The organism is Nonomuraea sp. NPDC050680, assembly GCF_040654555.1.
Taxonomy (GTDB): domain Bacteria; phylum Actinomycetota; class Actinomycetes; order Streptosporangiales; family Streptosporangiaceae; genus Nonomuraea.
In genome coordinates this window covers 37,360-54,811 of record NZ_JBFAIF010000002.1, presented here as the reverse complement: position 1 = coordinate 54,811, position 17,452 = coordinate 37,360, and the positions used below count along the sequence as shown (strand labels likewise).

General features: G+C 70.5%; 15 protein-coding genes. 6 read left to right on the top strand and 9 right to left on the bottom strand.

All coding sequences use genetic code 11. From position 1 onward, the window contains the following. Positions 1-3: 3 nt before the first annotated feature. A complete protein-coding gene (locus AB0H88_RS06815; RefSeq protein WP_357642140.1) occupies positions 4-1,920 on the bottom strand; it encodes a Xaa-Pro dipeptidyl-peptidase in 1,917 nt (638 codons plus the stop codon). A 186-nt stretch (positions 1,921-2,106) separates the two neighbouring features. Here AB0H88_RS06815 and AB0H88_RS06810 point away from each other — a divergent pair, with 186 nt between their 5' ends. Then, a complete protein-coding gene (locus AB0H88_RS06810; RefSeq protein ID WP_357642137.1) occupies positions 2,107-2,772 on the top strand; it encodes an excalibur calcium-binding domain-containing protein in 666 nt (221 codons plus the stop codon). Positions 2,773-2,862: 90 nt separating this feature from the next. Further along, positions 2,863-3,522, top strand: coding sequence for a FadR/GntR family transcriptional regulator (locus tag AB0H88_RS06805; RefSeq protein ID WP_357642136.1), 660 nt, complete (start codon positions 2,863-2,865; stop codon positions 3,520-3,522). Between the two features lie 14 nt (positions 3,523-3,536). On the opposite strand, the gene AB0H88_RS06800 is transcribed toward AB0H88_RS06805, so the two are convergent. The 7 genes from AB0H88_RS06800 to AB0H88_RS06770 all read right to left on the bottom strand — a co-directional run bounded on the left by AB0H88_RS06800 (position 3,537) and on the right by AB0H88_RS06770 (position 12,774). Then, positions 3,537-4,175 carry a class I SAM-dependent methyltransferase gene (locus AB0H88_RS06800; protein WP_357642133.1) on the bottom strand — a complete coding sequence of 213 codons (639 nt, stop codon included), beginning with the start codon at positions 4,173-4,175 and terminating at the stop codon, positions 3,537-3,539. A gap of 128 nt (positions 4,176-4,303) precedes the next feature. Beyond that, a complete protein-coding gene (locus tag AB0H88_RS06795) occupies positions 4,304-4,888 on the bottom strand; it encodes a nuclear transport factor 2 family protein (protein ID WP_357642132.1) in 585 nt (194 codons plus the stop codon). Positions 4,889-5,276: 388 nt separating this feature from the next. Beyond that, on the bottom strand, positions 5,277-5,606 hold the full coding sequence (nirD, locus tag AB0H88_RS06790) for a nitrite reductase small subunit NirD (RefSeq protein ID WP_357642129.1): 330 nt from the start codon (positions 5,604-5,606) through the stop codon (positions 5,277-5,279). Then, positions 5,603-8,035 carry a nitrite reductase large subunit NirB gene (gene nirB / locus AB0H88_RS06785; RefSeq protein ID WP_357642126.1) on the bottom strand — a complete coding sequence of 811 codons (2,433 nt, stop codon included), beginning with the start codon at positions 8,033-8,035 and terminating at the stop codon, positions 5,603-5,605. Before nirB ends, nirD begins: the two co-directional genes overlap by 4 nt. Next, positions 8,032-9,426, bottom strand: a complete 1,395-nt coding sequence (locus tag AB0H88_RS06780; protein ID WP_357642124.1) for an FAD-dependent oxidoreductase — start codon at positions 9,424-9,426, stop codon at positions 8,032-8,034. Before AB0H88_RS06780 ends, nirB begins: the two co-directional genes overlap by 4 nt. Then, the gene (locus AB0H88_RS06775; protein WP_357643141.1) at positions 9,423-11,444 is read right to left on the bottom strand and encodes a molybdopterin-dependent oxidoreductase; all 2,022 of its coding nucleotides are present in this window, start codon (positions 11,442-11,444) and stop codon (positions 9,423-9,425) included. The genes AB0H88_RS06780 and AB0H88_RS06775 overlap by 4 nt, the downstream gene beginning before the upstream one ends. Positions 11,445-11,463: 19 nt before the next feature. Beyond that, positions 11,464-12,774, bottom strand: coding sequence for an MFS transporter (locus tag AB0H88_RS06770; protein ID WP_357642122.1), 1,311 nt, complete (start codon positions 12,772-12,774; stop codon positions 11,464-11,466). Between the two features lie 266 nt (positions 12,775-13,040). Between AB0H88_RS06770 and ligA the strand changes: the two genes are divergently transcribed. From ligA to AB0H88_RS06750, 4 genes are all read left to right on the top strand, one after another. Next, positions 13,041-15,122 carry an NAD-dependent DNA ligase LigA gene (ligA, locus tag AB0H88_RS06765; RefSeq protein ID WP_357642120.1) on the top strand — a complete coding sequence of 694 codons (2,082 nt, stop codon included), beginning with the start codon at positions 13,041-13,043 and terminating at the stop codon, positions 15,120-15,122. Between the two features lie 99 nt (positions 15,123-15,221). Continuing rightward, the gene (locus tag AB0H88_RS06760) at positions 15,222-15,809 is read left to right on the top strand and encodes a dihydrofolate reductase family protein (RefSeq protein ID WP_357642118.1); all 588 of its coding nucleotides are present in this window, start codon (positions 15,222-15,224) and stop codon (positions 15,807-15,809) included. After that, the gene (locus tag AB0H88_RS06755; protein ID WP_357642115.1) at positions 15,806-16,144 is read left to right on the top strand and encodes a YciI family protein; all 339 of its coding nucleotides are present in this window, start codon (positions 15,806-15,808) and stop codon (positions 16,142-16,144) included. The genes AB0H88_RS06760 and AB0H88_RS06755 overlap by 4 nt, the downstream gene beginning before the upstream one ends. Then, the gene (locus AB0H88_RS06750; RefSeq protein WP_357642113.1) at positions 16,141-16,848 is read left to right on the top strand and encodes a DUF6596 domain-containing protein; all 708 of its coding nucleotides are present in this window, start codon (positions 16,141-16,143) and stop codon (positions 16,846-16,848) included. Before AB0H88_RS06755 ends, AB0H88_RS06750 begins: the two co-directional genes overlap by 4 nt. A gap of 392 nt (positions 16,849-17,240) precedes the next feature. On the opposite strand, the gene AB0H88_RS06745 is transcribed toward AB0H88_RS06750, so the two are convergent. Then, positions 17,241-17,450, bottom strand: coding sequence for a hypothetical protein (locus AB0H88_RS06745; protein WP_357642111.1), 210 nt, complete (start codon positions 17,448-17,450; stop codon positions 17,241-17,243). Between the last annotated feature and the right edge of the window lie 2 nt (positions 17,451-17,452).

Below are 17,452 nucleotides of genomic sequence, written 5' to 3'. Positions count from 1 at the left end.
AACTTAGAAGAAGGAGTTGTCTGGCTCCGGCAGGTCGATCCGCGCCGGCCCGCGGAACCGGGTCGTGTCCTTGGGCACGTCCACCAGCGGTGCCCCCTGCGTGAACGGCACGATCACACTGCTCCTGGCCAGGTCGAGCGTGACGTTCGCGCCGGTGCCCGCCTCAGAGGTGTACGTCGTGTCGGTGCCCGCGACCACCAGGGCGATCCGGTGTCCCTTCCGGAAGGTGTAGTCGTGCGGCAGCGTCTGCCACCTGACCCTGCCCCACGTCCCGACCGGCAGCGGCGACGACGCGCTGAGCGAGTCGCGGTTCTGGATGTCGATCCAGCCGCGGGCGACGATCTCGGCGGGCCGCGTCACGGTGTTCGTGGCCACCTTGCGGTAGCAGGCGTCGTCGGCGGCGGTGCTGTCGCCGTGGCAGTCCTCCTCGGCGAGCGTGGTGATGCCCTGGCCGCGCCCCCAGTCGACGCGGTTCGCCTCGCCGAAGTCGACGAGCAGGGTGGTCAGGTTGGCGGCCGGCTTGTCGAGCTTGACCCGCAGGTCGGCCGTGGGCGTGCCGGACAGGCGCAGGTCGAGCGGGAGCGCGCCGCTGGTGAACGCCACCCGGCCCGGCTTGGCCGTACCGACGTCGGCGATCATCTCCTCCTCGTCGAGCGGCACGTCGGTGAAGGACGCGCTGGCATCGCGCCTGGCGGCGAGGAGGCCGAGCGAGCCGTCGGCGGCCGGGCGGAGCGGGACGTTCGTCGCGAACGGCGCCGGCCAGTCGCGCTGAGTGATCCACTGCGTCGGGCCGGTCTGCACGTCGGCGCGCGGGGCGTTCATGATCCCGTTGCGTACGCCCTGCAGCCAGTAGTCGAACCAGCCGTGCAGCGTGTCCACCCACACGTCCCTGCGGCCCTCGAAGTCGAAGGGGTCCACGTGCTGGTACTGGCCCACCCAGATCTTGCGCGGTACGTTCCGCTTGGCCAGGGCCTGCCACCAGGTGGAGAAGTTGTCCGGCTTGACGTTCAGGTCGTTGGCGGTGTGCACCACGAAGACGCTGGCCCTGACCTTGGAGGCGTCGCCGAGCAGGCCGTTGACGTAGTCGCGCTCGGCCCAGAAGGCGTTGTAGTCGCCCGTGTCGTCGCCGTCCTCGGCGTCCATGCGATCCCGTACGGCCTGGCACTTGGGCTCGGGGTCGGTGTCGACGTAGTTGGCCAGCCAGGAGGCGTAGTCGTAGCTGTAGACCACGCCGTTGGAGCGCTGGTACTTGTACCAGGAGCTGATCGCCGAGATCGGCACGATCGTCTCCAGGCCGCGCACGCCGGTGGCGGCGACGGCGTTGGCCAGCGTGCCGTCGTAGGACTTGCCGATCATCCCGGCCTTGCCGGTGGTCCAGTCGGCCACGGCCTGGGTGCCGTCCGCGCGGTAGGCCTTGGCCCGGCCGTTCAGCCAGTCCACGACGGCCTTGCCGCCCAGGACGTCCGCCTTGCCGCCGATGTCCGGGCAGCCCTCGGACTTGGTGGTGCCGAGCATGTCGACGTTCAGGACGGCGTAGCCGCGCGGCACGAAGTAATTGTCATAGAAGAGCGGAAATTTCGTGACATTCCCGGCGGCGTCGTAGACCTTCCGCTCGGCCTCGTTGCCGCGTCCAGAATTGTCGTAGTACGGACTCTCGTCGATGATCACCGGCACCTTGAGCCGGGGACCGGACTCCTTGGGCCTGATGATGTCGACGCGTACCCTGTCCAGTCGGCCGTCGGAATCGCTGTCGACGCTCGACTCGACGTAGACGTATTCGCGGACGGCGTCCGCGTAGGAGAAGACCGGCTGCGTACGGCCGTTCTCAACGGTGATCCTGGGTCCGGCGGCCGCTTGCGCGGGACTCGCGATCGCCAGGGTGAGGGTGACTGCGATGAGGGCCGGGCGTAATTGAGGCACGCGTGTCCTCCGAGACGATGGGCGCCAAAGTACCCGCAATCTCTCACCCGCCAAGGGGCCTGACAAGATCCGGTGCGCCTACGTGCAGGGGCGTGTCGGGCGGATATGGCCGCATCCGGCCAGTGACGTGAGTGCACCTCCGTGAGCGATGAGGCGTCCTCTTCATCCCGATCCCCTGGAGGGCCCATGCGCGTCGTCATCCTCACCGCCGTCGTCCTGCTCGCCGTTCCCGCTCCCGCGTACGCCGCCGGACCTCCCGCCGGAGTGCCGAAGGGCGCGATGAGCGTACGCGTGGCCAAGATCGTGAACGGTGACACGATCGACGTCACCACCGGCGACGGCAAGAAGACGCGCGTCATGTTCCTGGAGTCGGACACTCCCGAGCGCGGCCAGTGCTGGGGCAAGGCCGCGACCCAGCGCACGGCGGCGCTGCTGCCGGTCGGCCGGCTCGCCTACGTCCTCGCCGACAAGAAGCCCACCGACGGTTTCGGCCGCCGGCTGTTCTATGTGTGGAACGCCAAGGGCGTGCACGTCAACCGCAACCTCGTCCGGTACGGCTACGCGAAGGCGGTCCTGGTCAAACCGAACGACCGCTACATCAAGGTCATGCGGAGCGAGGAGGCCGTGGCCAAGCGGCAGAAGCTGCGCATCTGGTCCGGCAAGTGCGACACCGGCACCACGACCACAACCCCGACTCCCACTCCCACTCCGACTTCTGGCGGCAACGACCCGCGCTACCGGACCTGCGGTGACGCGAACGCCGCCGGGTACGGCCCGTACCGGAAGGGTGTGGACCCCGAGTACGCCTGGTACCAGGACCGCGACGGCGACGGTCTCGTCTGCGAGCGCTGACCCTGGGAGCAGGACAGCTGTCCGATCACCTGGCGGCCGCTTAGGATACGGTTCCTAGTCAGGCAATCACTGAGAATCGGCGAACGGCTCATGCGAAACGTGGCGCGGACCTCCCTCGTGGACGCCGCGATCGAGGAGCTCCGGGGGGAGATCACCAGCGGCGCTTGGCCGGTGGGGACGAAGATCCCGTCCGAGCTCCGGCTCGCGGAGACCCTCGGCATGAGCCGGCTCTCGGTGCGGGAGGCCGTACGCGTGCTGGCCCACTCCGGGCTGCTGACCACCCGCCAGGGCGACGGCACGTACGTCACGGCGGTCGACGAGTCGCAGGTCGCGCTGGGCAGGCGGCTGGCCAAGGCGGCCGCGATGGACATCATCGACGTGCGGCGCGGCCTCGACATGGTGGCCGCCCGGCTGGCCGCCGGGAAGCGGACCGACGAGGACCTCACCGGCCTGCGCGAGGCGCTCGTGCGGCGGGACGCGGCCGGGCGGGCGGGCGACGTGGACGCGTTCGCCGACGCGGACGTCGATTTCCACCTGCGGGTGGCGGACGCGGCGCACAACCCGCTCCTCGGCGACCTCTACCGCAGCATGAGCGAGGCGTTGCGCGACAGCGTCCGCCACATGGAGCAGGCGGCGCTGGTGCTCGACGGGTCGCATGAGGAGCTGCTGCGGGCGATCGAGGACGGCGATCCCGGCGCCGCCGTGTCGATCTCCGTCGCCATCCTCGACCAGCAGGAACGCGACCTCTGACGGCCTAAGGGCCGCTAAGGTCTGCGGGCCAGGCCGAGAATGTGGGTCAGGGCGGGCGACCCCGGTGTGGCCCGGTGGACGAACCGGTCGGCGTCCTCGATCACGAACCCCGCCTCCCGGATCGCCGCCGCGGTGTCCCGGTTGGGACGGCAGTCTCCGGCCATCAGCCGCCACAGCGGAGTGATGAGATCCTGCAGCACGCCCCGGACCGGGTTCGCCGAGCGTACGTGCTCGAAGAAGCGCAACTCGCCGCCCAGCCTGAGCACCCTGCGCAGCTCGGCCAGCAGCACGGCCGAGTCGGGGACGGAGCACAGCACCAGCGACACCACGGCCGCGTCGAACGACCCGGCGTCGTACGGCAGGGAACCGCCATGCCCCCGGACCACGGTGACGGGCACCGGCGCCAGGGCCGCGGCCCGCTCCCCCAGCGCGCGCAGCCGGTCCTCCGGTTCGATGGCCACGACCTCGGACACCTGGGGAGGATAGTGCGGGAAGTTCAGCCCGTTTCCGGCCCCCACCTCCACCACCCGGCCGCTGAGCCCGGACAGCAACCGGCGCCGCAGCCCGGTCATGCCGTGGCGCTCGGCCTCGGCGCTGAGCCGCTCGTACATGCGAGCGAAGCGCGGATGCTGAAACGCCGAAAGATCCTGCATGCCCCCACGCTAATTCGCCCTGAGGCTCACCGCGCATGACCATGGCCGCCACTGTGGCGGCCATGGTCTCGCTCGGGGCTGGTTCTGTCAGGGGCTTACGGCCGCTGATGGGCGTGTCACCGGTCCGCTCACTTCGACGCGGAGTTGTTCATGAAGCGCTCGATCTTCCACTCGCCGTCGGACTTCTTGAGGAGGAAGAACTCGCGGTACTTCTCGCTGCCCTCGGTGCTGGTGGTCCGGACGAAGGCCACCTCGCCCGCCATGCGTGTCTCGTCGAAGGTGTGCGTGGCGATCATCTTCGTCTTGAACATGTCCTTGAACAGGGTCGTCAGCGCGTCGGTGCCCTGCGCGGTCGGCTTGCCCTCCGCGGCCGCCAAGCCGTCGGTGGCGAACGCCTCGACGGCCTTGTCCGCCTCGCCGGCCTTGGCAGCGTCGAAGAACGCCTGTACGGCCGCGCGCGGCGAGGTCATCGGCGCCATCGACGCGCTCTCGGAGGCCGATGGTTCGGGGCTCATGTTGCCCGACTCGGACGGCATCGGGCTCATGCTGCCCGACTCCGATCCGTAGGGACTCGGGCCTGATTCGGAGGGCATCGGCGATGCGGCCGCGCCCATGAGTCGCATATCGTTACCGCCCGCGGCACAGCCCGTGACGAGCAACGCCGGGACGACTGCCGCCAGCAGGAGTGCTCTGGCCTGGGATTTTGTGCTCATAGCGGGGTGATTCCCCGCAAAAGCCGTCACGAATGCACCATTTGTCCACTTCGGACGACCCCTTTACCAGCTGCCGCCTCAGTCCCTGGGATTGCTCACAGTAACCTTCACAGAAGTTGATGAGATCGTTCAGAGGTTGGATCGTTGCCGGGCCGCGACCAAACCGCCGCCGCCTCGCCGATAGCGTCCAACGAGTGCCGCACCTGGAGACGATCCTGAGCACTACCCCCGAGCCCGAGCCCGAGCCCCTGCCGCAACGCGACGATGCGGAGCGCTGCGACAGCGTCGACTCCGACCGGCGCTGTGTCCTGCCGGTGGGACATCAGACGGCCCACGTGTACCCACCGGCGGACGTGTTGGCCGAACCATAGAAGCGACCGGGCGTCCGCTAGGCGCCCGTACCCACCTGTACCAGCCCGGCTTCCACCCGTATCGGATAGACCGGTACGGAGATCTCCGGCTCATCCAGACAGACCCCACTCACCAGTGAGAACACCTGCTTGTGCAGGGGCGACGCCACAGTCGGCTCCCCCTGCCGGGTGCCGACGATCCCCCGCGACAACACCTGCGCCCCGCTGAACGGGTCCAGGTTGCCGATCGCGTGCACCGTGCCGTCGAACGTACGGAAGACGGCCACCTGCCGGCCCTCCACCAGAGCGCACACCCCCCGCTCCGGCAGCAGCCCCTGATAACCACAGACAGGGATCCAACCATTCATCGCGCAGCCACCTCCACGGGCTTGATCTGGTCGCGTTCGGTCTCGAAGACGATGGACGGGTCAGGGACCCCGGGCGCGTTGACGAAGCTCACGAACCTGCCGAGCTTGTCCGGATCGTCGATGGTCGTCTGCCACTCGTCCACGTACGTGGCGACGTGGTACTCCATCTGGGCGTCCAGCTCGGCGCAGATCCCCAGGGAGTCCTCGATGATCACCTGCCGCAGGTAGTCGAGCCCGCCGTCGAGCGACTCCAGCCAGGCGGCGGTGCGCTGCAGCCGGTCGGCCGTCCGTATGTAGAACATGACGAACCGGTCGATCGTCCTGATCAGCTCCTCGGTGGTCAGATCCGCCGCCAGCAGGTCGGCGTGGCGCGGCTTGAAGCCGCCGTTGCCGCCGACGTACAGGTTCCAGCCCTGCTCGGTGGCGATGACCCCGAAGTCCTTCGACCGGGCCTCGGCGCACTCACGGGCGCAGCCGGACACGGCCGACTTGAGCTTGTGCGGCGCGCGCAGGCCGCGGTAACGCAGCTCCAGGTCGATGGCCAGGCCGACGGAGTCCTGGACGCCGTACCGGCACCAGGCCGAGCCGACGCACGACTTCACCGTCCGCAGCGCCTTGCCGTACGCGTGGCCCGATTCGAAGCCGGCGTCCACGAGCCGCCGCCAGATCTGCGGCAACTGCTCGACGCGGGCCCCGAACAGGTCGATCCGCTGCCCTCCGGTGATCTTGGTGTAGAGGCCGAAGTCGCGGGCCACCTCACCGATCACGATGAGCTTGTCGGGCGTGATCTCGCCGCCGGGGATGCGCGGGACGACCGAGTAGGTGCCGTTCTTCTGGATGTTGGCCAGGAAGGCGTCGTTGGTGTCCTGCAGGGCCGCCCGCTCGCCGTCGAGGACGTGCCCGTTGTGCAGCGAGGCGAGGATCGAGGCCACGGCCGGCTTGCAGATGTCGCAGCCCCTGCCCTGCCCGTGCGCGGAGACCAGCTCCGAGAACGTGGTGATGCCGCGCACCTTGACGATGTCGTACAGCTCGGCCCTGGAGTAGGTGAAGTGCTCGCACAGCGCCTTGCTCAGCTCGACCCCGGACTTCTCCAGGAGCTGCTTGAGCATCGGCACGCAGCTCCCGCAGGTGGTGCCCGCCCGCGTGCACGCCTTGATCCCGGGCACGTCGGTGAGCGCCTTGTCGGCGATGGCGGTGCGGACCGTCCCCGCGCAGACGTTGTTGCACGAGCACACCTGCGCGTCGTCGGGCAGGTCCAGTTCCGCCCCCGACCCGGTGAACAGCAGGTCGGACGGCGGCGCGGGCAGCGGCTTGCCGACGAAGGGCCGCAGCGACCCGTACGGCGAGGCGTCGCCGACGCAGATGCCGCCGAGCAGCGTCTTGGCGTCGTCGCTGATGAACAGTCTCTTGTAGACGCCGGCCACCGGGTCCATGTAGGTGACGTCGAGCGCCCCGTCCATCGCGCCGAACTGCGCCACCTCGACACCGAGCAGCTTCAGCTTGGTGGACATGTCGGCCCCCTCGAAGGTGGCGGCCCCGCCCAGGATGCGGTCCGCGGCCACCTCCGCCATGGTGAAGCACGGCCCGACCAGCCCGTACACCATGCCGCCCGCCAGCGCGCACTCGCCGATCGCGTAGATCGCCGGGTCCGAGGTGCGCATCCCGGCGTCCACCGTGATGCCGCCGCGCTCGCCGACGTCCAGCCCGCTGGCGCGGGCGAGCTCGTCACGCGGCCTGATGCCGGCGGAGAAGACGACGATCTGGGCGTCGAGCAGCGTTCCGTCGGGCTTGCGCAGCCCGGTGACGCCGCGCTCGCCCGCGACGATCTCCTGGACGCCCGCGCCCGCGTGCACGCTGAGCCCGAGCCCCTCGATGTGGCTCTTGAGCACCGAGCCGCCGCCCTCGTCGACCTGCCGGGGCATCAGCCAGGGGCTCATCTCCACAATGTGCGTCTTGAGCCCGAGCCCGCGCAGCGCGTCGGCGGCCTCCAGGCCGAGCAGCCCGCCGCCGACCACCACGCCCTCGGTCGCGTCCTTGGCGGCCATCCTGATCGCGTCGAGGTCGTCGATCGTCCGGTAGACGTAGGCGTGCTCCGCGCCCGGCACCGGCGGCACGAACGGCGCCGACCCGGTCGCCAGCACGAGCACGTCGTACGGTTCGGCCGATCCGTCGGCCAGCGTGACCGTGCGGGCCTCGCGGTCGATCCCGGTGACGCGCCCGCCGAGCCTGGTCACCGTGCCCGGCGGCACCGGGTAGGTGAGGTCCTCGACGCTGGTCCCCGACAGGTAGGAGGTCAGCGCCACCCGGTCGTACGCGGGGCGGGGCTCCTCGCCTATCACCGTGACCTGGCCGCCGAAGCCCCGCTCGTGCAGCGTTTCGACGAGCCGGTGGGCGGTGGGTCCGTAACCGACGACAACGATCTTGTTCATGCCGAGATCCCTTCCTGCTCACACAGCCAGCCGACGATGCCCTCCACGGCATCCCGGCACGTCCCACACCCGGTCGTGGCCCTGGTCGCGGCCGCCACTCCGGCCACGTCCCGCGCGCCGGCCTCCCAGCACGCCCTGATCTGGCCCTTGGTGACGTTGTTGCACTGGCAGACCTTCGCCGCGTCGGGCATCAGCACCGGGCTGTCGGCCACGGTGACCGCCCCCAGGCCGGGGAACAGCAGCCCGGCCCGGTCGCCCGGCAGCGGCCCGCCACGGTCGAACAGCTGGGTCAGCGTGCCGACGGCGTCGGTGTCGCCCAGCAGGATCGCGCCGACCAGCCGGCCGTCGCGGATGACGAGCTTGCGGTAGGTACCGCGGGCCCGATGGGTGAAGCGCACCACCTCGGCGTGCTCCTCGGTGAGGTGGGTCTCGCCCATCGCGGCCAGCTCGACGCTCCTGGCCTTGAGCCTGGTCACCAGCCGCGAGCCCCGGTAGAGCGCCTTGCCGCCGGTGATGATCTCCGCGGCGACGGCCGCCTGCTCCCAGGCGGGGGCGACCAGGCCGTAGACGGTGCCCTCGTGCTCGGCGCACTCGCCGATGGCGAACACCGCCGGGTCCTCGGTACGCATCTCGTCGTCCACGACGATGCCCCGCCGTACGGACAGGCCCGACTCCTTGGCCAATGCCGTCATGGGCCGTACGCCGCAGGCCAGCACGACGAGGTCGCCCTCGACCAGTTCGCCGCCGGCCAGCCGCACGCCCTCCTCCAGGATCGCCTCGGCCGTCACGCCGGTGCGGATGTCCACGCCCAGCCCGGTGAGCGTCTCGCCGAGCACCAGCCCGGCCTCCGCGTCCAGCTGCCGCTCCATCAGGTGGTCGGCCAGGTGCAGCAGCGTCACGGGCAGGCCGCGCCCGGCCAGCCCCCGCGCGGCCTCGATGCCGAGCAGGCCGCCGCCGACCACCACCGCCCTGCGTCCGTGCTCGGCCGCCGCCAGGATGCGGTGGCAGTCGTCGAGCGTGCGGAACGGGATCGCCAGCTCGGCTCCCGGCACCGGCGGGACGACCGCCTCGCTGCCGGTGGCCAGGACCAGCACGTCGTACGGCGTGCTCCGCCCGTCGGCGGTCATCACCGTCTGGGCGCTCCTGTCGACGCGCACCACCTCGGTGTCGAAGACGGCCTCGACGCCGTGCGTGGCGTACCAGCTCGGGTCGAGCAGCCGCACCTGGTCGGGACCCGAGCTCCCGGCCAGGACGTTGGACAGCAGCACCCGGTTGTAGGGCTGCCAGGTCTCGGCACCGAACACGGTGACCGGCATGTGCGGATCACGTGCCCGCACCTCGCCGACCAGCCGCGATCCGGCCATTCCGTTCCCCACTACGACGAGCCTCATGCGACCTTCTCCACCCTGACGGCGCAGACCTTGAACTCCGGCATCCGCGATGACGGATCGAGCGCGGGATTGGTCAGACGGTTGGCTCCCTCCCAGTGGAACGGCATGAAGACGGTGTCGCGCCTGATCGCGTCGCTGACCCTGGCGACCCCCGTGCTCTCGCCCCGCCGGCTGAGCACCCGCACGACGTCTCCGGCGGTGATGGCCAACTGCTCGGCGAGGTCGGGATGGAGCTCGACGAACGGCTCGGGCGCGGCCTTGGACAGGGCGGCGATCCTGCGGGTCTGCGCGCCGCTCTGGTACTGGGCCAGCACGCGGCCCGTGGTCAGGTAGATCGGGTAGTCGTCGTCGGGTTCCTCGGCCGCGGGCCGGTGCTCGACGGGCACGAACCTGGCGCGGCCGTCGGGGGTGGCGAAGGAGTCGAGGAACGGGCGCGGTCGGCCGGGGTCGTCCGGCGACGGACACGGCCAGAACACGCCGGTCTCCTCGGTGATCCGTTCGTAGGTGATGCCCGCGTAGTCGGCCACCCCGCCCGCGCTGGCGCGGCCCAGCTCCTCGAACACCTCGCGCGGCTCGGCCGAGAACCGGTGGCCGAGCCGGTCGGCCAGCTCCCGGATGATCTCCAGGTCGCTCCTGACCCCTTCGGGAGCGGGTACGGCCTGGCGGCGCAGCAGGACCCGGCCCTCGAGGTTCGTCATCGTGCCGGTCTCCTCGGCCCACTGCGTCACGGGGAAGACCACGTCGGCCCGCGCGGCCGTCTCCGACAGCACGATGTCGCAGACCACCAGCAGGTCCAGCGCGTCGAGCCGCTCGGTCACGTGCGCGGAGCGCGGCGCGGAGACCACCGGGTTGGAGCCGAAGACCAGCAGGGCGCGCGACCCCTGGGGCGTCCCGAGCGCGTCGAGCAGCTCGTAGGCCGAGCGTCCCGGGCCGGGCAGCTCATCGGGTCGTACGCCCCAGATCGCGGCGACGTGCTCGCGGGCGGCCGGGTCGTCGATCTTGCGGTAGCCGGGCAGCTGGTCGGCCTTCTGACCGTGCTCCCTGCCGCCCTGGCCGTTGCCCTGCCCGGTCAGGCAGCCGTACCCGGAGCCGGGGCGGCCGGGCAGCCCCAGCGCCAGGGCCAGGTTGATGAACGCGGTGACGGTGTCGGTGCCCTTGGCGTGCTGCTCGGCCCCCCGCCCGGTGAGCACGGCGGCCCGTCCGGCCGAGGCGAGCGCGCGTACGGCTTCGCGCATCCTGGCCACCGGCACGCCGGTGACGCGCTCGACCCGCTCGGGCCACCAGGACGCGAGCGAGGTGCGTACCTGCTCGAAGCCCGAGGTCCTGGCGGCGACGTAGTCCTCGTCGACGAGCCCTTCGGCGATGACCAGGTGCAGCAGCCCGAGGGCGAGCGCCAGGTCGGTGCCCGGCGTGGGCTGCAGGTGCAGCCAGGCCAGCTTGGCCGTCGCGGTGCGGCGGGGGTCGATGACGATGAGCCGCGGCCCGGTCAGGTGGCGGACGAAGGGCGGCATGGTCTCGGCGACGTTCCCGCCGGCCAGCAGGACGACGTCGGTCTCGGCCAGGTCGGTGATAGGGAACGGCAGGCCGCGGTCCAGCCCGAACGCCCTGAGCGAGGCGGCCGCGGCCGACGACATGCAGAAGCGGCCGTTGTAGTCGATCTGGCTGGTGCCGAGCGCGACCCTGGCGAACTTGCCGAGCTGGTACGCCTTCTCATTGGTCAGCCCGCCGCCGCCGAACACGGCCACGGCGTCGGGGCCGTGCACGGCGCGGATGGCGATCAGCCGGTCGGCCACGTAGTCGAGGGCGGTGTCCCAGGCCACAGGCCGGCCGTGGAGCAGCGGCGTGGTCAGGCGCTCGCCGTTGGTCAGCAGTTCGGCCGCCGTCCAGCCCTTCTGGCACAGGGCGCCGCCGGAGTTGGCCGGGATGTCGGTGCGCGGGGTGATCGTGATGTCGGTCCCCGTGGCGGTGATCGTCATGCCGCACTGGAGGGCGCAGTACGGGCAGTGGGTCGCGGTCACCTGCTTCACCGCGGTGTGCTCAGACACGGGCGTGGGCCAGGCTGCCGACCAGCGAGACGCCGACCTTGCGGGTGTAGCACCACCAGGTGAGCGCGAAGCAGGCCACGTAGAAGGCGCCGAACCCGACGAACGCGGTGGCCGGGCTGCCCGTCTCGGCGAACGACATGCCGAACGCGCGGTTGATGAGGAATCCGCCGAGCGCCCCGACCGCGGAGATGATCCCGATGGCGGCGGATGCCTGCCGCTTGCCGTACATCAGGGCCTCCTCGCCGGTGCCGCGCTCGGCCACCGCCTTGGCCTGGAAGATCGCGGGGATCATCCGGTAGGTGGAGCCGTTACCGACGCCCGCCGTGAGGAACAGCGTCTGGAAGGCCAGGAAGAACAGCCAGAAGTCGCCCGAAGCGCTGCCGAACCAGACCAGGACCACACCGACGCCCATGGCGGCGAAGTTCCACAGGGTCACCGGCGCGCCGCCCTTCTTGTCGGCCAGCCAGCCGCCCACCGGCCTGATCAGCGAGCCGAACAGCGGGCCGACGAAGGCCACCGCCGCCCACGGTGAGCCGGGGAACAGGCTCTTGGCCAGCAGCGGGAAGGCCGTCGAGTAGCCGATGAACGAGCCGAACGTGCCGATGTACAGGAACGACATGATCCACGTCTGCGCCCGCCCGGCCACCGCCAGCTGCTCGCGCGGCTTGGCCCTGGCGCTCGACAGGTTGTCCATGAAGAACCACGCGCAGACGGCGGCCACGACGGCCAGCGGCACCCAGAACCACCCGGCGGCGGCCAGTCCGAACCCGCCGATCACCAGCGGCATGACCAGCTGCACGGAGCTGACCCCGATGTTGCCGCCGGCCGCGTTCAGCCCGAGCGCCACGCCTTGCCGCGAGCGCGGGTAGAAGTAGGTGATGTTCGCCATGCTGGAGGCGAAGTTGCCGCCGCCGACCCCGGCCAGCGCCGCGATCACCAGGAACATCCAGTACGGCGTGCCCGGGTCGCTGACCGCCAGCCCGAGCAGCGCCGCGGGGATGACCAGCAGCAGCGCGCTGACCGTGGTGAACGTGGCGCCACCGAACCTGGCCGGCCCGAAGGTGTAGGGGACGCGCAACACGGAGCCGATGAGGTTGGGCAGCGCCACCAGCCAGAAGAGCTGGTCGGTGGAGAAGTCGTAGGCGCCCATCTTGGCGGCCACGATGCTCCACAGCGTCCACACCGTGAATCCGAGATGCTCGGCCAGGATCGAGAAGGCGAGGTTGCGCCGGGCGATCCGCTTGCCGGAGCCCTCCCAGAAGGCCTTGTCATCGGGGTGCCACTCGGCGATCCAGCGCGCCATCGTTCCTCCTACTCTCGGCCCACTCGGCCACTCGGCCGCTCGGCCGCTCAGCGGCGAGAACTCGAATGTAGGAATCGCGCGTTACGCACTTTGACGATCCGTGGCTGTGCGTTCGTTACATGTAACTCACTGGCGTAACGGGCAATACACATGTGTCACTGACGAAACCTGCTGTTAATCCCCCGGCAGGGGAGCAGGTCGGATCGCCTGGCGGAGCCGCGTTCGGCCGGTCGGAAACTGTCGGTGCCGAGCGAGATGATGTCACCATGACCGACGCGCCCCCGAGCACTCTGCTCGCTGATCAGACCGCCTACGCCGAGGCCGTTCAGCTTGCCCTGGACGCCGCCGCGGCCTACTACCGCGACGGCACGTCGACGCTCGACGATGACGCCTACGACCGGCTGGTCCGGGGCATCCAGGCGTACGAGGCCGAGCATCCCGGCGAGGTGCTGCCGACCTCGCCGACGGGCAAGGTGGCCGGCGGCGCCGTGGTCGGCGACGTGCCGCACACGGTCCCGATGCTGAGCCTGGACAACGTCTTCGGCGCCGAGCAGCTGGCCGACTGGGCCGCGTCGCTGGAGCGCCGGCTGGGCAGGCCGGTCACGGCGTGGAGCGTGGAGCCGAAGCTCGACGGGCTGGCGATCGCCGCCCGCTACCGTGGCGGGCGGCTGACGCAGCTGGTCACCCGGGGTGACGGCGTCGCGGGTGAGGACGTGAGCCACGCGATCGGCACCATCGTGGGGTTGCCCGCCAGGCTGGCCGAGCCGGTCACGGTGGAGTTGCGCGGCGAGGTGATGATGACCGCGGCCCAGTTCGAGCAGGCGTGCGCCAAGCGCCAGGCGCACGACGGCACCACGTTCGCCAACCCGCGCAGCGCCGCCGCCGGCACGCTGCGTGCCCAGGACCGGCCCTACGTGTGCGAGCTGACGTTCTTCGGCTACGGCGCACTGCCGCTGCCCGACGATTCTTCCGAGCTGGCCACGCGACTGCGCGAGCTGGCGCACAGCGAGGTCATGGCGTGGGTCGCCGGGCAGGGCGGGCAGACTCCCGCCGTCACCGACGTCGGCGGGATCGTCGCCACCAGCCTGGAGCAGGTCCAGGAGCGGGTCGAGCAGATCGCCGCCAAGCGGGCCGACCTGGCCTTCGGCATCGACGGCATCGTGATCAAGTGCGACCTCGCCGCCGACCAGGCGCAGGCGGGCTTCAGCTCACGCGCGCCCCGGTGGGCGATCGCCTACAAGCTGCCCGCCACCGAAAAGATCACCAAGCTGATCGGCGTCGAGTGGAACACCGGCCGCACCGGCATCATCGCCCCGCGCGCCGTGCTGGAGCCGGTCGAGCTCGACGGCAGCGTCGTCACCTACGCCACCCTGCACAACGTCGCCGACATCACCCGCCGCGGCCTGATGCTCGGCGACAGCGTGACCGTCTACAAGGCCGGCGACGTCATCCCGCGCGTCGAGGCCCCGGTCGTGCATCTGCGCACCGGTGACGAGCGGCCGATCGAGATCCCGCAGGCCTGCCCGTCGTGCGGCGACACCATCGACACCTCGCAGGAGCGCTGGCGATGCGTGCGCGGGCGCCAGTGCCGGGCGATCGCCTCCATCGCCTACGCCGTCGGCCGCGACACGCTCGACATCGAAGGTCTGGCGGAGAACCGGATCCAGCAGATGCTGGACGCCGGCCTGATCGTCGACTTCGCCGACCTGTTCTTCCTGACCCGCGAGCAACTGCTGGACCTGGAACGGATGGGCGAGACCAGCACCGACAACCTGCTGGCCGCCATCGAGCGAGCCAAGGGGCAGCCGCTCAGCAGGGTGTTCTGCGCGCTGGGCGTGCGCGGCACCGGCCGCTCCATGAGCCGCCGCATCGCCCGGCACTTCGGCAGCATGGACGCCGTCCGCACGGCCGACGCGGAGGCGATCCAAGCGGTGGAGGGCATCGGCCCGGAGAAGTCGCCGGTGGTGGTGGCCGAGCTGATCGAACTGGCCGACCTCATCGACAAGCTGGTCAAGGCCGGCGTCACCATGACCGAGCCGGGCTGGACACCACCCGCCGACCCGGCCGCCGACCTCGAGGCGAGCGACACGTCCGCGTTGCCGCTGGCCGGAATGTCCGTCGTGGTCACCGGCGCGATGAGCGGCGCCCTGGAGGCACTGAGCCGCAACCAGATGAACGAGCTGATCGAACGCGCGGGCGGCAAATCCTCCTCCAGCGTCTCGGCGAAGACCTCACTCCTGGTGGCCGGAGAGAAGGCGGGCTCCAAGCGAACCAAGGCCGAGAGCCTGGGCGTCCGGATCGTCGCCCCGGAGGAGTTCGCCGACCTCATCGGCCCGTTCATCCCGTAGGAGTTTTCTGAGCTCGCCTGTCGATATGGGCCATCCCTGTTCGTGTGAAGGGTGAGACGCCAGCGCGAGGCCGGCGCCGAATCCGGGCAGGAGCTCGCCATGAAGATTGTCGTGACCAGCAGCGTGACGCTCGACGGGGTGGCGCAGGCGCCGGGCCGGGCGGACGAGGACACGCGCGGCGGCTTCAGCCACGGCGGCTGGGCCCGGCCCTACAGTGACCACGTCATGGGCGAGGTCATGAGCCGGCGGATGGCCGAGGAGGGCAGTCTGCTGCTGGGCCGCCGCACGTACGAGGACTTGTACGGCTACTGGCCCAAACAGAACGATGGCAACCCGTTCACCGAGGTGCTCGACCGGACCCACAAGTACGTGGCGTCGCGGACGCCGTCCCAGCCGCTACCGTGGGTCAACTCGACCCTGCTGGACGGTGACGCGGTGGAGGCCGTGGCCGGGCTGCGGGCGCAGCCCGGCCCGACCCTGGGCGTCATCGGCAGCCTCGACCTGGTCCGGCAGCTTGCTCGCCGTGATCTGATCGACGAGTACGTCCTGCTGACCCATCCGCTGGTGCTGGGCACCGGCAGCCGGCTGTTCGCCGACGACGGCGCCGCCCGCCCAGTGCGGCTGACGGACAGCGTGGTGACCACCACCGGTGTAGTGATCGCCACCTACCAGAGGGAGGCCCGATGACCCAGTACCTGCTCAGTGTGTACCAGCCGGACGGGCCACCACCGGCCCCGGCGATCCTCGACAAGATCATGGATGGCCTCGAGGCGCTGAACCAGGAGCTGCGGGCCGCCGGTGCGTGGGTCTTCAGCGTGGGCCTGTACCCACCGACCACGGCCACCGTGCTCCGCGCTCAGGACGGCGACGTACTGATGACCGACGGCCCTTTCACCGAGGGCAAGGAACACGTCGGCGGCTTCACCGTGATCGAGGCTCCGGACCTGGACGCGGCCCTCGCCTGGGCCGGCCAAATGGCCCAGGTCACCACCCTGCCCATAGAGGTCCGCCCGATCCGATGACCCCGGACCCGACCACACCCGTGCTGGCCGTGGTGTATCTGATCTTCAACGAGGGATACACCGCGAGCTCCGGCGAGCGGCTGACCCGCGAGGACCTCGCCGCCGAGGCGATCCGGCTGGGCCGCCTGCTGGCCGCGCTGATGCCCGACGAGCCCGAGGTCCTCGGCTTGCTCGCGTTGATGCTGCTGATCGAGTCGCGGCGGGCCACCCGGACCACCCCGGACGGCGACCTGGTGCTCCTGGCCGACCAGGACCGGGCCCGCTGGGAACACTCCCTGATCGCGGAAGGCCAGGCCATCGTCCGAGCCTGCCTGCGACGCAGCCGGCCCGGGCCCTACCAGATCCAGGCCGCGATCAACGCGGTGCACAGTGACGCGGCGTCGGCCGCGACCACCGATTGGGGGCAGATCCTCCAGTTGTACGACCAACTCGCCGTCGTAGCCCCGAGTCCGGTGGTCGCGTTGAACCGGGCGGTGGCGGTGGCCGAGGTCAACGGGCCGTCGGCGGCACTCGACCTGGTCGACGGCCTCGACCTCGACGGGTTCTACCTCTATCACGCGATCCGCGCTGACCTGCTCCGCCGCCTGGACCGTGGGGCGGAGGCGGTACAGGCATATGAGGCGGCAATCGCCCGCAGCGGCAACGCGGCCGAACGCGCATTCCTACGCCGTGCGGCTCTGGCGGCGGATCCGGCCTCAGGCTGAGCCCGGCGCGCTTTTCCGCCGATGCCGCCCTGGCGGTGGATCCAGCCTCCGGCTTGAGCCGAGCGCACCTTTTCCGACCGATGCAGACCTGGCGGCGGATTCGCCCTCGGGCTGACGGGTGCGGTCAGCGTCCGACGGCCGCTCTCCGCTCCGTCACAGCGGGGTTTTCGAGGAGGCCACGGCCGGCGATGCGCCGTAACGGCGCCGGGCCCCGTGCGGGTCAGAGGCCGTCTCCCTGGAGGCCGCCGACCCCGTACGGCGGATGGCGCCAGCCCGGCGGTGCCGTACAGGAAAGTCAAAGGCGCCAAAAACGGAGATCACGTGGCCTCGGCGAGCAGCGCCGTAAAAGCGATGCCGTAACGGCGGCGCCGCACAAGAATCCGAGACGCAGGTCACGTGGCCACGTGGACGAAGTGGCCGCGGCGGGTGGGGAGGACGGCGGGACACGCGTCGGGCTCGTCGAGTCCGTCGAGCAGAATTGCGGCAAGTTGGCGGCGCTGAGAGCTGGTCAAGGTCATGGGCAGCACGATGGGCATCAGCTCGATGGCGTCGCCGGGTAGCTCGCGGACGTGGCAAGGCAGGAGGAGAGAGGAGTGAAGCACAT

What these genes read in the sequence shown, in the direction of transcription:
- AB0H88_RS06810 (WP_357642137.1), top strand. Translation starts at nt 2,107, where the DNA reads ATGCGCGTCGTCATCCTCACCGCCGTCGTCCTGCTCGCCGTTCCCGCT.
- AB0H88_RS06805 (WP_357642136.1), top strand. Translation starts at nt 2,863, where the DNA reads ATGCGAAACGTGGCGCGGACCTCCCTCGTGGACGCCGCGATCGAGGAG.
- AB0H88_RS06800 (WP_357642133.1), bottom strand. Translation starts at nt 4,175, where the DNA reads ATGCAGGATCTTTCGGCGTTTCAGCATCCGCGCTTCGCTCGCATGTAC.
- AB0H88_RS06795 (WP_357642132.1), bottom strand. Translation starts at nt 4,888, where the DNA reads ATGAGCACAAAATCCCAGGCCAGAGCACTCCTGCTGGCGGCAGTCGTC.
- nirD (WP_357642129.1), bottom strand. Translation starts at nt 5,606, where the DNA reads ATGAATGGTTGGATCCCTGTCTGTGGTTATCAGGGGCTGCTGCCGGAG.
- nirB (WP_357642126.1), bottom strand. Translation starts at nt 8,035, where the DNA reads ATGAACAAGATCGTTGTCGTCGGTTACGGACCCACCGCCCACCGGCTC.
- AB0H88_RS06780 (WP_357642124.1), bottom strand. Translation starts at nt 9,426, where the DNA reads ATGAGGCTCGTCGTAGTGGGGAACGGAATGGCCGGATCGCGGCTGGTC.
- AB0H88_RS06770 (WP_357642122.1), bottom strand. Translation starts at nt 12,774, where the DNA reads ATGGCGCGCTGGATCGCCGAGTGGCACCCCGATGACAAGGCCTTCTGG.
- ligA (WP_357642120.1), top strand. Translation starts at nt 13,041, where the DNA reads ATGACCGACGCGCCCCCGAGCACTCTGCTCGCTGATCAGACCGCCTAC.
- AB0H88_RS06760 (WP_357642118.1), top strand. Translation starts at nt 15,222, where the DNA reads ATGAAGATTGTCGTGACCAGCAGCGTGACGCTCGACGGGGTGGCGCAG.
- AB0H88_RS06755 (WP_357642115.1), top strand. Translation starts at nt 15,806, where the DNA reads ATGACCCAGTACCTGCTCAGTGTGTACCAGCCGGACGGGCCACCACCG.
- AB0H88_RS06750 (WP_357642113.1), top strand. Translation starts at nt 16,141, where the DNA reads ATGACCCCGGACCCGACCACACCCGTGCTGGCCGTGGTGTATCTGATC.